At 45.0% G+C, this 14,292-nt stretch carries 13 protein-coding genes; 1 reads left to right on the forward strand and 12 read right to left on the reverse strand.

All coding sequences use genetic code 11. The features are described 5' to 3' along the window. Positions 1-121 precede the first annotated feature (121 nt). The 8 genes from ACF8EG_RS17280 to ACF8EG_RS17315 all read right to left on the reverse strand — a co-directional run bounded on the left by ACF8EG_RS17280 (position 122) and on the right by ACF8EG_RS17315 (position 7,747). Entirely contained in the window at positions 122-514 is a 393-nt protein-coding gene (locus tag ACF8EG_RS17280) for a GspS/AspS pilotin family protein (protein WP_005459209.1), read from the reverse strand. A gap of 3 nt (positions 515-517) precedes the next feature. Beyond that, complete coding sequence (locus tag ACF8EG_RS17285; RefSeq protein WP_005481648.1) at positions 518-814, reverse strand: YciI family protein; 297 nt, start codon at positions 812-814, stop codon at positions 518-520. A 115-nt stretch (positions 815-929) separates the two neighbouring features. Beyond that, positions 930-1,325: an acyl-CoA thioester hydrolase YciA gene (yciA, locus tag ACF8EG_RS17290; RefSeq protein WP_069506489.1), complete on the reverse strand. Its 396-nt coding sequence runs from the start codon at positions 1,323-1,325 to the stop codon at positions 930-932. Between the two features lie 157 nt (positions 1,326-1,482). Further along, on the reverse strand, positions 1,483-2,046 hold the full coding sequence (locus ACF8EG_RS17295; RefSeq protein ID WP_005481614.1) for a septation protein A: 564 nt from the start codon (positions 2,044-2,046) through the stop codon (positions 1,483-1,485). 221 nt (positions 2,047-2,267) lie between these two features. Further along, positions 2,268-2,510, reverse strand: a complete 243-nt coding sequence (locus tag ACF8EG_RS17300) for a hypothetical protein (protein ID WP_005481662.1) — start codon at positions 2,508-2,510, stop codon at positions 2,268-2,270. A 95-nt stretch (positions 2,511-2,605) separates the two neighbouring features. Beyond that, a complete protein-coding gene (locus ACF8EG_RS17305) occupies positions 2,606-5,158 on the reverse strand; it encodes a hybrid sensor histidine kinase/response regulator (protein WP_069506492.1) in 2,553 nt (850 codons plus the stop codon). Beyond that, positions 5,151-6,332, reverse strand: coding sequence for an acyl-homoserine-lactone synthase OpaM (gene opaM, locus ACF8EG_RS17310; RefSeq protein WP_069506494.1), 1,182 nt, complete (start codon positions 6,330-6,332; stop codon positions 5,151-5,153). Before opaM ends, ACF8EG_RS17305 begins: the two co-directional genes overlap by 8 nt. A 155-nt stretch (positions 6,333-6,487) precedes the next feature. Next, on the reverse strand, positions 6,488-7,747 hold the full coding sequence (locus ACF8EG_RS17315) for a dicarboxylate/amino acid:cation symporter (protein WP_031851228.1): 1,260 nt from the start codon (positions 7,745-7,747) through the stop codon (positions 6,488-6,490). 541 nt (positions 7,748-8,288) lie between these two features. Here ACF8EG_RS17315 and ACF8EG_RS17320 point away from each other — a divergent pair. Then, a complete protein-coding gene (locus tag ACF8EG_RS17320) occupies positions 8,289-9,830 on the forward strand; it encodes a long-chain fatty acid--CoA ligase (protein ID WP_069506497.1) in 1,542 nt (513 codons plus the stop codon). Positions 9,831-9,948: 118 nt separating this feature from the next. Here ACF8EG_RS17320 and ACF8EG_RS17325 read toward each other — a convergent pair whose 3' ends face one another. The 4 genes from ACF8EG_RS17325 to trpCF all read right to left on the reverse strand — a co-directional run bounded on the left by ACF8EG_RS17325 (position 9,949) and on the right by trpCF (position 14,291). Further along, positions 9,949-10,641, reverse strand: coding sequence for a Crp/Fnr family transcriptional regulator (locus ACF8EG_RS17325; protein WP_020840978.1), 693 nt, complete (start codon positions 10,639-10,641; stop codon positions 9,949-9,951). A 173-nt stretch (positions 10,642-10,814) separates the two neighbouring features. Then, positions 10,815-11,621: a tryptophan synthase subunit alpha gene (trpA, locus tag ACF8EG_RS17330; RefSeq protein ID WP_053316749.1), complete on the reverse strand. Its 807-nt coding sequence runs from the start codon at positions 11,619-11,621 to the stop codon at positions 10,815-10,817. Continuing rightward, complete coding sequence (gene trpB, locus ACF8EG_RS17335) at positions 11,621-12,811, reverse strand: tryptophan synthase subunit beta (RefSeq protein WP_005465096.1); 1,191 nt, start codon at positions 12,809-12,811, stop codon at positions 11,621-11,623. The genes trpA and trpB overlap by 1 nt, the downstream gene beginning before the upstream one ends. A 40-nt stretch (positions 12,812-12,851) precedes the next feature. Next, positions 12,852-14,291 (reverse strand): bifunctional indole-3-glycerol-phosphate synthase TrpC/phosphoribosylanthranilate isomerase TrpF, encoded by a 1,440-nt coding sequence (trpCF, locus tag ACF8EG_RS17340; RefSeq protein WP_069506500.1) that lies wholly within the window; start codon positions 14,289-14,291, stop codon positions 12,852-12,854. Position 14,292 lies beyond the last annotated feature (1 nt).

Consider the following 14,292-nt stretch of genomic DNA (forward strand, 5'->3'; position numbering starts at 1 on the left):
TGGCCAATAAAAAAGCGGAGACCATCGTCTCCGCTTTTGTATCTTTTATTTAATGTCCGCCTAGCTCACTAACGACGGCTCTCGTTGTCGTCGGGCTTGAGCGACAAGCAAATTACTGTGACTATTTGATTTTGCTACAGGTTTGCTCTGAAACCAATTCATCAGCAATTAACTGACCGCGTGAGTTACGCACTTTCAATCGGTACATCAAACCCATATCAATTTGCTCTCTTACCGACGGCGTATTGCAGTATGTATAAATACTGGTATTCAGTACTTGGTTTAATGGTTTCGCACCTAAAGCATCGTCGTTGTAAATCATCATCATTTCTACCACGTTCTTGTTAGAAGAAACACGCATAATTTGCAGCGGACCGTATTCCAACGGCAGTCCGGCAGACAAGACACCAGCACGGTTAGACGCCATTAATTCAAGTTGGCGTTGGTTGTCATTGCTTGATGAACAACCCGCCAATGCACCAAAGGCGAGGAAGAGACACAGTAATTTTTTCATAACTTAAAACACTTTTTTGAACGGTTTTACGATCACGTTTTCGTAAACGCCCGCCGCCACATAAGGATCGGCGTCAGCCCATGTTTTGGCATCTTCCAAAGAGGAAAATTCAGCAATGACTGTCGAACCAGTAAAGCCGGCTTCTCCTGGGTTATCAGAGTCGATCGCTGGCATTGGACCTGCAGTAAGTAAACGACCTTCATCTTGAAGCTGTTGCAAGCGTTCTAAATGTTGAGGACGAACGCCCATACGTTTTTCCAATGAGTTCTCGACGTCCTGAGAAAAGATGACGTACCACATAGCATAGTTCCTTAATTGGTGGGGTAAAGTGTTAATTTAACGTCTTTTTTGAACCTCTCACAAGTGAACAATAGAAAATGTGAGATTCTTCCTAGCAATTCGATTTTATGACGACTTAGCTTTGCACTGGACGTGGTTTGCCTTCACTGTCGATGGCTACATAGTTAAAGGTTGCTTCACAAACCATGAAACGATCTTCGATGCCGTCGACTTTCACTGGTTTCACCCAGACTTCTAGGTCAACGCTCATAGATGTACGGCCGATTTTCTTACACACGCCGTAACAACAAACCACGTCACCTACGCTGACTGGTTTTTTAAATGTAATGCTTGAAACAGAAACGGTAACGACGCGACCAGAACAGATCTCTTTCGCCAGAATCGCACCCGCCAAGTCAAGTTGAGACATTATCCAACCACCAAAGATATCGCCGTTTGCATTTGTATTAGCGGGCATTGCAAGGGTACGAAGCAGAAGCTGGCCTTTCGGAGAGTTAAATTCTTGGCTCATAGTGACATCCTAAATCTTCAAGGGCGCTCAAAAAAAGCGCAAATATGGTGTGCCAATAAGAATACTAATGCAGTAATTATTGGTCCGTTGAACAAAACAGCGACCCGAAGGTCGCTGTGAATAATACATTTGCGCGGATTATAGCAAAATTGAGTTTTTAATCATCAACCGAGACATCGGAGGAGTTATTTTTCTCTTCCTTTGGCATGTGCTTGTAAATGTAGACACCAGTAGCAATCATGTAGGCGAAGGTGGCAATCAGCATTCCAAATACTTTGAAGTTAACCCAAACATCCAGAGGTAGCTCGTAAGCGATGTAAATGTTTAGGCCTGCAAAAAATGAGAAGAAGCCTACCCATGCCCAGTTTATCTTCGCCCAAATCGCGTCAGGTAGCGTGATCTCTTTACCCAACATGCCTTTGACGACCGATTTTCCCATTAAGTGGCTGGCGGTTAAGCCAACGGCAAGCACCACGTAAATGATAGTGACTTTCCATTTTATGAAGTTGTCGTCATGGAAGAAAATGGTCATGCTGCCGAATATCGTGACGATGACAAACGTGATCAGTTGCATCTTCTCTACTTTCTTATACAGCGCGTAGGTCACGATAAGTTGAACTGCCGTTGCAACGATGAGTGCTCCAGTCGCTACATAGATGTCGTACATCTTGTATAGAGCGAAGAAGATAATGAGAGGAATAAAATCAAGGATTTGCTTCATGTTGCCAAAAACTACCGAGTTGTTGAGTTGCTGACAGTCTAGCGGAATCTGGCGTAATGTGAATAGCTCAAGGGATTTGGATAAAAAATTGCCGCTCAATGAGCGGCAATGTATTGATATGTTTAAGGCACCTAAAAAGGCGAAATCTTGCTCGTTAGTACAGATAGCTTGGTTAGCTTCTGTAGGCTTGACTCATGGCTCGAGAGCTAAACGATTCTTTCCTACGCCACACGTTGGTATTGAGAAATCAGAGACTTTACGTCTTCCAAATAGCCTTCTCTCAACAAGTTATCGACGGTGGCTTCTAGCTCTTCATGCGTCATGGTGAAGCAAGTTGATTTGCCTGTCATTAGGCTCAAATATTGGTGATACTCTTCCTCGGTGTAGCGTCCGATTCTGTCTAACAATAGTGCTTTTATTCCGTGATGAATCAAGCCGTAATATGTGTGTCGGTGAAGTAACATAGCCATCTCCTTATCAAGCTTCCTGACTGCATGACAGCAAGCTCAACGCTCTGGATAATTCGGTTTGTACTTCAGTTAGGCAGTTTTAATGCCAACTATTCATTCGCAATTTGATAACTGTTCGTTACGCTGATTTTATCGAAATGAAGCCATCTCACCAGTACATCACGCAATGCGTTGAGTGTGGTTGGCTTTTCCAGACGACCATCCATCAACTTAGCAATCATCTCGAGCTCTTTCTCTCCAGATTCACCAGACAGGGCGATGATTGGCGTAGTTGGGGAGCACTGCTTGATTTTTTCGCTGGCATCAAACCCATTCATTACCGGCATTTGAACATCCATCAACACCAAATCGACCTGATGTGATTGAAACAGTTCCACCGCATTTGCGCCGTTATTGGCTTGTAAACTATTGACGCCAAGTCGGTTTAGGTACATTTGAACCAAAGTACGTTGCACCTCTTTATCATCGACAATGAGCACAGTTGGTGCATCTTTGTTGATTTGTACGACAGGTTCTGGACTTGGTTTGGTTTTGACTTTCTGATTCCAGTTGTAAAAGTTTGGCGTTCGAAGCGTTTCTACTTTCGGTGCATTTGGCACAACCGGAAAATGCAGATAAAACTCGGTAAATTCATTAGTTACCGATTTACACTCAATTCGACCACCAAAAGAACGCATCACACGCTGACAGTAACCCAAGCCAAGTCCGCTACCGCCGCTCTTCTGGAATGAGAAAAAGTCATCAAAGATTTTGTGTACGATGCTGTCATCGATCCCAGGCCCTGTATCGCGGAAAACAAGCGTGTTTTCATAAGGGCCGACGAGGGTTCTGATTTCAATTTGACTATCGGGATAGGAATCAAAATAGTAAATCGCATTGCGAATCAAATTGAAAATGACAAAGTTGAACAGCGTCTCGTTGATTTTGGCGACAAAGTCGTTTTGAGTCGGAAGTTTCACCCTTTCGATGATGTGTTCGTTTTCAAAACCGTATCGACTCACCGCAAGATCCACCGCTTTATGAATCGAGGTAAGCGAAAGGGGTTCATGCACAGCAGAAGTATCGCTGACTTCGCGCAAGATGATGTCGATGAGTTGGCGTCCACGCTGAATTGCTGCTTGGCCTTTTTCGATATCGCTTATGATCTTGTCATCGGATGCATTGCTATCAATGTGCTGTTTCAGCGCTTCAAATTGAAGCTGAACTTGCGCCAATGGGTTGCGCATTTCATGGGCGATCGAGTTGGCCAACGCGCGGCTTTGACGAATCTTTCTATCAGACTCAATCGTATTTTGTACGCGGATCAACAATGTTTGTAGTGCTGAAATCTCTTCGTTCGAAAACAGTTTGTTATCGCTTTTGTGTGAAGAAATCAGCAAATGTGAAACCGACTTTTCACGGCCAAACAGTGGCATAACAAGTGCCGTGTTACTCGATCTCATGCGTTCATACAGAGCTTTGATTGAACCTTTTGAAGACGGTTTTTCGTCGAGTCTTTCAGAAAGTTCGTCGAGCACCAAAACCGAATCATTGCTGTGTAAATAATCTTCGTAGAAGGTTTCGGTGTAGTTACTGGTTACGAGTTGAAGCTTGTCATTGGGTATGTTGAGTAATGTGCTCAACTGATGCACGGCATCGTCGATTGAGCGCTTAAACTCTTCTTCTAACGCTAAGATCTGCTGTACTGGTGTTTGTCGATTGCCGTAGATAAAGAACGATGCGACTCGGCTAACGCGTTTGTAGACCAAGTGCCAAGTGATGCCAATCAAGGCGCAAATCGGAATTGAGATGAGCCATTGATTGTCTTCAGACATTGGAATAAATACCGCACCTAATGGCAGGACGAAAATGGTGCACACAAAAAGCACACTGATCGTCAGATAAGCAAGGTATTTGGCGCTGTAGAATCTCGATGTAAGCAGCGCGTAACCAACAAACAGCATTTCACTGATGGATAACGCTGGTGGCAGCCACGTTAGTGAGAAATCCCCAAGGAAGTAGGTCATGCCTAGGTGTATGACAGCCGTAGACAGCATGAATACTAAGATCCCTGCGATCATGTAATTGTTCTTCGCTATAGAGAGCTTACTGCTGTTTGCGCGCATGCTAATGAGGTTGGTGAGTGTCATAACGACAAAGGTCACCAATCCCATGAAGAAATAAGAAGTGTGAGGGCCAAACTCAATCACAAATTGGCTAGGGCCATCAATCAGCACATTCTCAACGGTTAGGTTCGGGCGTAAATTGATGACCAGAGAATAAACCGTCAGCGCAACAAAAATGCCTTGTTGCCACAGTTTTACTTTGCCTTTTTTCTGCTCTGCGGCGAGCTGGCAAGAAAAGTAGAAAGCAAAAGCAAATGCGAAGAAGGAAGCTAAGTTGGCTAATTTCGCCATGAAAATGCCGTCCTCTGACCCAAGCAGAGGTAGCAAATCGGTATGGAAGTAGGCGTTACTGCTAATCCAAATAATAATGCATGTCGAATAGGCGATATAAGGCGCGTGGTACGAACCTAAGATCACTTCGTTCTTTTGTTTAAGGCGATAGCAGTAGTACAGCAGCCACACGAGAACCACGGCCACTGTAGCAAACAGTGTGATGGCTTTCGGGTAGAGTAGGCCACTAAGACCTATATCAAGCATGTTCATTCACCTGCGTATTTTGTCTGATTACTCGAATACGGCGTTTATAATCGCGAAAGTCTGTGCGTTTAAAGGTGTCTACCATCGATTCAAAATTCCAGAAACCCCGGTACGTATTAATACCGTCACCGTTAATGTCGCAGTATCCTGAATGAAAGTAGGCTTTAGAATCAATAGATTGATAAAAATTTAATATGAACGCTTGTTCTATAATGGTGAACCCAACCTTGTAGCCTGACTGAAACAGCACATTCATCAGCTCTTTTTGTGCAAGATATAAGAAGTAGAGCTTGTGTTGAACGCTGCCGCTCACAGTAAGACGTAGCACTTCGCATACCGTCTCTGTTTTAGTTATGTGTGTTTGGAATGCCTGATCAAACACTGTTAAAGAACCATAGTCTGTAACGAGGTCACTTGCCAAGATATCAAGACGATTAAGCTCTTGATAGCCGTGCAGAGGTAGACAGAATCGCCATTTTTCACTGTTAAACTGCGGCGCATAACTTAGCCAAGTGTTACGTTGGTTCCAGTCTTGGATTAGCGCTGATGCGACTAACACCGGAGTTGTCTGAGTTTGGAGCAGAATAAAGTGCTTACCTTTCTGAGAAAGTGACAACAAGGGCAAGATTTCATACCACTTTTCTCCTTGAACGAAGAGTTCCAAATTACTCAACGCAACTGCGTCACTCAAGGTCATTGCCACTGGGTTGCTGGGCAGTTGAACGCGCATTGAAGACTCTGAAATATCATCAATGAGCATTGCTGAGTAAGAGGCGTCTTCGAAGGAGAGTTCAGTCGCTGGTTCGCGGTTTTCAAGCGAGTATTTCTGTTTGATGGCTTCGATTTCGCAAGCGCACCAAAAGTCTAACCAATGAGGGAAGCACTCTGCTGCAATTAATTCAAGTAGATAGACGTCGTCATGTAGGTTGTTCGGATGCAGTCGAACCAAATCTCGATAATCCATTAACTCAAACAAGACAGAAAGACTTTTGGACTGGTACTCAGGATAGCGTGCCAGCAAGTTCGTTTCTCGTTGATGAGTGATGGACTCAAAGAGAGAGGCTCTCTCTTGTGGTGTTAGGAAGCGAAGAACAATATCGATCAGTGCCTGTTGTTTTGTTTCAATAGGCAAATCTGTATTGGAAAGCGAAACCAAAGACAGCTTAAGACTCATGATACAACCTAGATCTGACGTTTTTTATAGTTAGTACGGGCGTTATATCACTTCAGAAAAATTATGCTATTAGTTTCTATTTGTATGGTTACGTAATGCAAAGAATCGAAAAAAAAGCCGCTCTTTTGAGCGGCTTTTAAGTATTTGTTAGGCAACTAAGCTTCTTGCTTTTGTAACTCCGCTTCAGCGGCAGTTTCTTCTACTAAAGCATCAACAATGACCGCACATGCCGCATCACCAGTAATGTTTAGAGCCGTACGAATCATGTCGAAGATACGGTCAAGAGCGAAGAGTAGAGGCAGACCTTCAATTGGGATACCCGCCGCTAGTAGTACTGCTACCACTAGGAAAGAAGGGCCCGGAACACCAGCTTGACCAACCGCACCTAGTGTTGAAGTCACGATAATAGCGATGTAAGCGCCCATGCCTAGGTCGATGTTGAACAGCTGTGCAAAGAAGATAGCAACCAAGCCGTAGTAAATCGCATTACCAGACATGTTGATGGTCGCGCCCAGAGGTAGAACGAATGACGCAGTTGAGTTTTTCACGCCAAGTTCTTTTTCACACGTATCCATAGTGACAGGCAGTGTCGCCATTGACGACGCTGTTGATAGTGCAACTGCTTGTGGTTTTTTCATGGCAGACACGAATTTCTTCGCTGATGTCTTAGTGAAAACATGCACCATTGCAGGGTATACGATAAAGCCAAACACAAGGATTGCCGCAACGTAAACAACGAACAGTTTGAATACAACCATGAGTGCGCCAAAACCGAATGTACCTACGGCTTCTGCCATCAGACCAAATACACCAATAGGTGCAATGATCATCACTTTATTGATCATCCAAACCATTGCATCAACAATGCAGTTCACGCCATTGATGATTGGTTCACGACGCTCTTTCGCTTGCTTAGAAATCGCAATACCAAAGAACATACAGAATACTAAGATCTGTAGGATGTTCGCTTCATTCAGTGATTGGAAAACGTTGGTTGGGATCATACCAGTAATGGTTGCCCAGAAAGTAGGTAGTTCACCTTTTGAAGCGTACTCTGCCGAGAACATGCCTTCTACGCCAGAAACGTCGATGCCCATGCCCGGTTGGAATACTTCACCCATAAACAGAGCCAATGCAACTGCTAGAGCCGAAGTTAAACCGAAGTAACCCAATGTTACCAAGCCAACTTTACCCGCAGACTGGCTGTTACCAAGACCAGCAGCACCAGAAATCAAAGCGACAGCAACCAATGGGATTACCAGCATCTTGATTAGGTTGATAAAGATAGCACCTAATGGCGCGAATACAGTCGCATCATGACCCATTAGAGCACCAACGGCAGTACCCGCGATCATTGCAATGACGACTTGCACGCCAATGTTGTTTAGCAAACTCTTTTGTTTTAACACTTCCATAACCTCTGTGCTAATAAAATGTAAAATCCTAAAATTACCCACCAGCCTGTAATTGTTTTATGGATAATTATCTCGCCTTGCTTTTTACACGTATCGTTCACAATTGGCAATATGCAGCAGAAGCTTATTGATGAAATAATCGATATTTCATTGACGGGTGCTAATTTTTTGCACGATAGCAAACGATTGCTATTTGCTTAATGTATGGATTCTGTGTCTCGATGTGCTCTTGAGTGATAAATCACGTTTGTTGAAATTAAGTTAATGTTAATGGCTTGTTCAACGGTGGAGTTGAGGAAGGGCTTTGGTTTTTTGGTTTGATATTTATAACAATAATTAGCTAACACGCTCACATTTTGGTTCGTGCGGGCATCTGAATGTTAAATTTTTTACATTCTTGCGTTTTTAAATCTTGTAAATGTAATGTTAACAAAAGGCGATATGGCTTTTCCAAGCCTCCTAGTCGCCCATGATGCGTGACTCTCTTAAAGGAATTCACGAACAACAATGAAAATGACAAAGTTTTAGAGGGTAAGCCATTATGATGAACCTTGCTGCTGCTTTGCAGAGAAATGCTGCAAGTAAACCGAATAAAACGGCTTTGATATGTGGTGATAAAAAATTCACATACGCAGAATTTGACGCGATTGCGGGTAAGATCGCGACTTCGATGATTAAAGCGGGCGTCAAACCGGGAGACCGAGTGGCGTTATCGTGCCCGAATTTGCCTTTCTTTCCTTTCGTTTACTTTGCGGTTCAGAAGGCAGGTGCCGTTACCGTTCCGCTGAACGTGTTGCTCAAATCTAGAGAAATCAAATACCACCTAGAAGATTCGAAAGCGAAGTTTTACTTCTGTTTTGAAGGAACGCCCGAACTGCAAATGGCGAAAGAAGGCATGAAAGCGTTTAAAGAGGTGGATGCGTGTGAAACGATGATCGTAATGGCGCAAGATCAAACGCAAAAAGAGTACCAAGGTTTACCGACACTGACGTCTTTTATAGAAGATATCGAACCTTTGGCGGATTACGTTGCTCGCGATGCGGATGACACTTGTGTGATTTTGTATACATCAGGCACAACGGGACTGCCCAAAGGAGCAGAGCTCACGCAGCAAAACATCGTAATGAATGCGCTTGTGGCTCAGAACATCATGGCGAGTCAGGCTGATGATGTTCATCTAGTAACGTTGCCACTGTTTCATACATTCGGTCAAACCGTGCATCTCAATGCTAGCGTGCAAAGCGGTGCAACTTTGGTTTTAGTACCTCGATTTGATCCGAAACATGTGTTGGAGCTGATCGAAAAGCATCGAGTGACACTCTTTGCCGGTGTGCCTACGATGTACATTGGTTTGCTGCATGTTGAACATAATTGCGATATTTCGTCGCTACGAGTAGCCGTTAGTGGAGGCTCGTCGCTACCGACAGAAGTATTTAAAACCTTTGAAGCACGATTCAATGTACCAATTCTAGAAGGTTACGGCTTGTCCGAAACCAGTCCGATAGCGTGTTTTAATCACCTTGATCAAGAGCGAGTACCGGGCTCTGTCGGGCAACCGATTCAAGGTGTTGAGGTGAAAGTCGTTGATCTTGACGGCCATGCTCTCCCTGTCGGTGAGGAAGGCGAAATTATTGTGCGCGGGCACAACGTCATGAAAGGTTATCTTGATCGCCCAGAAGTGACGGAATCGGTGTTGCAAAGTGGTTGGTTCCATACCGGTGACGTCGGGCGATTTGATGAGTCGGGTAATCTGTTTATTGTCGACAGGATGAAAGACGTGATCATTCGAGGTGGCTTCAATGTGTATCCTCGTGAGATTGAAGAAGTATTCATGACGCATCCTGCGGTAGCGATGGTGGCCGTGATAGGTATTCCGCATCAAGAATATGGCGAAGAGATCAAAGCCTACGTGGTACTAAAACCAAATCAATTTGTCGAAGCCGATGAGCTGCAATTATGGGGGCGAGAGCAGTTAGCCAATTTCAAATACCCAAGGTTTGTCGAAATTCGTGAACAGTTACCGATGAGTGCTACGGGTAAGATCTTAAAGAGAGAGCTAAAATCGGAACTCGAAGTCGCATAAGTATGATGTCAAAGCTAGCGAAGCTCTCGCTGGCTTTTTGTTTGATCTACATGGCATTGGCTGGTGGTCGTTTTGGCTGAGTTCGCCGGTTAGACCAGAGACGTGTTTGCATCTACAACTATTCCAACTGTTTGAGATACGCTTCCATTTTCAGTGGATTCAATATGGTAATACTGCCGTATTGCAGCCTAAGAACGTTCGAGTTTTCCAATTTCTTTAATACCTTGTGAACACTTTGTCGTGTTAGCCCCATCATGTTGGCGATGTGCTCACGAGTCACTTTCACTACACAAGACTGGGCACTTATAGGACGGTTATGTTGATATTCTGCCAGAAGCAATAACCGTCTGCCGATCCTCTCTTCTATACCGCGAATGGCGTCGTCTTCGATAACGGAAATAGCTGACCATAATCTGCGGCTGAGCAGATCCAGAATCACAGGGTAGCTTTGTGGATATTTGGCTAACAACTGCCGAAATTTATCGCCAGGTAGCTCTAATAGGGTTACGTCGGTATGAGCCGTTGCTCCGAAAATGCGTGGCATGCCGGGTGAAAATACATTGTCGCCAAACCATCCTCCGGCTTCGAAAATCATCAAGGTGACTTCTTTTCCTTTGGAACTTATCGAGTTAACGCGTACAGATCCTTTGGCGATCACCATCAATGAAGAGTGCTGCGCGCCTTTGCTGCAAATGAGTGCTTTCTCGTCGAAGTATCGTGCGCGAACGATTTGTACTGCTTCGTTTATTCCTTCCACTGGCAAACCGGCTAAAACAGGGCATTGCAGCAACAACGATTTGATATCTTCCATGTCAGTACCTTACAAAACAGGTTTGAACAATGGCATGTTATCACTTTATGGATTCGCTTCTTTAAAAGACGGTTGGAAGTGAGAGCATTGCGAGGTTTGCAATCAAGTTGATAGAAAAAACGCCCATTAACGAGAATTAATGGGCGTTTGCTGTGTTTAGCTTGTGGTGTCGGTTACTTTTGAGTTGCCGCTTTCATTGCTGAGACAAATTCACTAAGCTTATCGAGCATGATTTGCGGTTGCTCTACGTGTGTTTCGATGATTTTTACGACTGCTGAACCCGAAATTGCACCTGCAGCACCCGCTTCAATGGCTTGTTTTACTTGCGCTGGTTCAGAAATGCCGAAACCTAGTAACGCTGGTGGTGCATCAAACTGGTTTAGCTTTTCAAGCATGTGGTCAACTGGCATGTTAGCTTTGGTTTCTGCACCCGTCACACCCGCGCGCGAAAGCAGGTAAGTGTAGCCGCCGCCTAATTCAGAAACTTGTTTTAGCGTCTCGTCACTTGCCGTTGGTGGTGCGATAAAGATTGGGTGGATTCCAAATTTCTCTGCCGCGGCTACGAACTCTGCGCTTTCGTTAGTCGGAACGTCTGCAATGAGAACGGAATCGATGCCCGCTTTTGCACAGCGCTCGTAGAACCTCTCAATACCGCGTGAGTATACAAGATTGGCGTACATCAATAGACCAATTGGCAGGTCTGGGTACTTTGCTCGAATTTTTCCGATTTGCTCAAAACAGATATCCGGAGTTGCACCCGAATCTAACGCTCGAATGTTGGCACCTTGAATTGTTGGGCCGTCCGCCAATGGGTCTGAGAACGGAATACCAAGTTCAAGCGCATCAGCGCCAGATTCAACCAGTGTTTCCATGATCTTGTACGATTGCTCGGCGTTTGGATCACAAACCGTCACGAATGGTACAAATGCGCCTTGGTTTGTCTCGTTTAGGCGTGCAAACATCTTCTCATAACGGCTCATTAGATTACTCCTTTTTCTTCTAAGATGGCGTGTACGGTGAAGATGTCTTTGTCACCACGACCAGATAGGTTAACAACCAGTAATTGCTCTTTTTCAGGATTCTCACGAGCCATGCGCAGTGCATGTGCCAGAGCATGAGAGGATTCAAGTGCAGGAATGATGCCTTCGCTGCGAGCTAGTTCTTGGAATGCTTCTAATGCTTCATCATCCGTTACGTTGTCGTATTCAGCGCGACCGATAGCGTTAAGGTGTGCGTGCTGTGGACCAACAGAAGGGAAGTCTAGACCTGCTGAAACAGAGTAAGACTCTTCAACCTGACCATTCTCATCTTGCATTAATGGTGCCTTCATACCAAAGAAGATACCTGTTTTACCATGCTTAAGTGGCGCACCGTGTTGATCTGTATCGATGCCTTTACCTGCTGGTTCCACGCCAATCAGGCGAACGCTTTCTTCTTCGATAAAATCTGCAAACATACCAATCGCGTTTGAGCCACCACCCACACAGGCGATAACAGCATCAGGTAGGCGACCTTCACGCGCCAGAATTTGGTTTTTAGTTTCTTCGCCAATCATGCGTTGGAACTCACGCACAATAGTCGGGAATGGGTGAGGGCCTGCTGCTGTACCGAGAAGGTAGTGTGCGTCTTCGTAGCTTCCTGACCAATCACGCAGCGCTTCATTACACGCATCTTTAAGTGTTGCAGAGCCTGAATGGACAGGAATCACTTCTGCACCCATCAGTTTCATGCGGAACACGTTCGGGCTTTGACGTTCAACGTCTTTTGCACCCATGTAAACTCGGCACTTAAGGCCAAGTAGTGCACACGCAAGTGCAGTTGCTACACCGTGTTGACCTGCGCCTGTTTCTGCGATGATTTCGTGTTTACCCATGCGCTTCGCAAGTAGCGCCTGGCCAAGTACTTGGTTGGTTTTGTGTGCGCCGCCGTGAAGCAGATCTTCACGTTTTAGGTACAATTTTGTTTTTGTGCCTTTGGTTAGGTTACGAGTCAGAGTCAGTGCCGTTGGGCGACCAGCGTACTCTTGAAGGAGCGTCATGAACTCGCTGCGGAATTCTGGATCTTCTTGCGCGTCAATAAACGCTTGCTCTAGTTGCTCAAGTGCTGGAACTAGAATTTGCGGAACGTATTGACCGCCGTATTCGCCAAAGTAGGCATTCAGTTTTGCCATTTTGATAATCCTTCTCGTATTTTTATAACTGCGAATAACTTTAGTAGTTGCGAATAGCGCGAAATGCGGCTTGCAACTTCTGTGAATCTTTTTTACCTGGTGCGCTTTCTACTCCAGAGTTTAAATCTAATCCCAAGCAGCCTAATTTTGCTGCTTGCTGTGCATTTTCAGGCGACAGTCCACCTGCCAGCATGATTTGACTTGGATCGCCGATCAAAGACCAGTCGAACACGTGGCCTGTGCCGCCAGTTTGAGCATCAACTTGAGCATCCAGCAGGTGACGGTCAATGTTGTCTGCGAGCAAGGATGGCTTTGTATCCGCCACGCCGTAGGCTTTCCAAATCTCGACGCCAACGGGTAGTTCTTTTTTGAGCTGGTTGACGTACTCTTGATCTTCTTGTCCATGTAACTGTACGGCTTTTAAGCCCAAAGACGTTACGATTGAGGCGACATAGTCAGCGTCGTGATTTTGGAATACGCCAACATAATTAAGTGGCGCGCCGCTCATGGTTAGGCGAGCACTTTCAAAATTGACCGCTCGTTTTGATTTCTCAACGAAAATCAGACCACCAAATACTGCGCCTGCTTGATACGCTTTTGCCGCATCATCTGGGTGAGTCAGACCGCAAACCTTATTTTCACCTAGCGTTACTTTACGAACCGCAAGTTCTAAGTTGTCTTCCGCCATCAGCGAGCTGCCAATCAAAAAGCCGTCTGCATATTCTGCTAAGTCACGAACTTGTTGATGAGTGTAAATGCCAGACTCTGAAATAACCGTTGCGTTTGGTGCAAGCTTACGAATGGTTGGCGCAAGCGCTTTAGTGCGGTTTAAATCCGTTGTTAAGTCGCGCAAGTTGCGGTTGTTTATACCGATAACTTTAGCGCCAAGCTGAACTGCGCGGTGAAGCTCTTCTTCGTTGCTGACTTCCGTTAAAATGCCCATGTTTAGGCTGTGCGCAGCTTCTTCTAACGCTTTGTACTCTTCGTCATTCAGCACCGAAAGCATGAGCAATACCGCATCCGCGCCATAATGACGAGCAAGGTAAACTTGGTAGGTATCGACCATGAAGTCCTTACACAACACTGGTTGTTTCACTTGTCGGCGAACTTGAGGTAGAAAATCGAAGCTACCCTGGAAGTATTTTTCATCGGTCAGAACCGAGATCGCGTCTGCATAGTTGTTGTAAACCGACGCGATGTAGTCCAAATCGAAGTCGTTGCGGATAAGGCCTTTTGATGGCGATGCCTTTTTGCATTCTGTAATGAATACGGTTTTATCGTCACTCAATGCATCATAAAAACTGCGATCCGACGGCAATAGATCCGACTGAAAAGTGCTCAGATGCTGTGATGCTTTTCGCTCTGCTACCCATTGGTATTTATCGCGAACAATTTTGGCAAGCACTTCCGCCATTTCTGCTTCTTTTTTTGAGACGTGCTCTGATAAGTTGTTTGCTTGTTGGGTGTTGAAGTCAGTCATC

Origin of the sequence: Vibrio sp. YQ_11 (assembly GCF_043103065.1) — a bacterium.
In the GTDB taxonomy this organism is placed as follows: domain Bacteria; phylum Pseudomonadota; class Gammaproteobacteria; order Enterobacterales; family Vibrionaceae; genus Vibrio; species Vibrio parahaemolyticus.

Bases quoted from the DNA above. Each gene is read 5' to 3' on its own strand.
- ACF8EG_RS17280 (WP_005459209.1), bottom strand. From the start codon at position 514: ATGAAAAAATTACTGTGTCTCTTCCTCGCCTTTGGTGCATTGGCGGGT.
- ACF8EG_RS17285 (WP_005481648.1), bottom strand. From the start codon at position 814: ATGTGGTACGTCATCTTTTCTCAGGACGTCGAGAACTCATTGGAAAAA.
- yciA (WP_069506489.1), bottom strand. From the start codon at position 1,325: ATGAGCCAAGAATTTAACTCTCCGAAAGGCCAGCTTCTGCTTCGTACC.
- ACF8EG_RS17295 (WP_005481614.1), bottom strand. From the start codon at position 2,046: ATGAAGCAAATCCTTGATTTTATTCCTCTCATTATCTTCTTCGCTCTA.
- ACF8EG_RS17300 (WP_005481662.1), bottom strand. From the start codon at position 2,510: ATGTTACTTCACCGACACACATATTACGGCTTGATTCATCACGGAATA.
- ACF8EG_RS17305 (WP_069506492.1), bottom strand. From the start codon at position 5,158: ATGCTTGATATAGGTCTTAGTGGCCTACTCTACCCGAAAGCCATCACA.
- opaM (WP_069506494.1), bottom strand. From the start codon at position 6,332: ATGAGTCTTAAGCTGTCTTTGGTTTCGCTTTCCAATACAGATTTGCCT.
- ACF8EG_RS17315 (WP_031851228.1), bottom strand. From the start codon at position 7,747: ATGGAAGTGTTAAAACAAAAGAGTTTGCTAAACAACATTGGCGTGCAA.
- ACF8EG_RS17320 (WP_069506497.1), top strand. From the start codon at position 8,289: ATGATGAACCTTGCTGCTGCTTTGCAGAGAAATGCTGCAAGTAAACCG.
- ACF8EG_RS17325 (WP_020840978.1), bottom strand. From the start codon at position 10,641: ATGGAAGATATCAAATCGTTGTTGCTGCAATGCCCTGTTTTAGCCGGT.
- trpA (WP_053316749.1), bottom strand. From the start codon at position 11,621: ATGAGCCGTTATGAGAAGATGTTTGCACGCCTAAACGAGACAAACCAA.
- trpB (WP_005465096.1), bottom strand. From the start codon at position 12,811: ATGGCAAAACTGAATGCCTACTTTGGCGAATACGGCGGTCAATACGTT.
- trpCF (WP_069506500.1), bottom strand. From the start codon at position 14,291: ATGACTGACTTCAACACCCAACAAGCAAACAACTTATCAGAGCACGTC.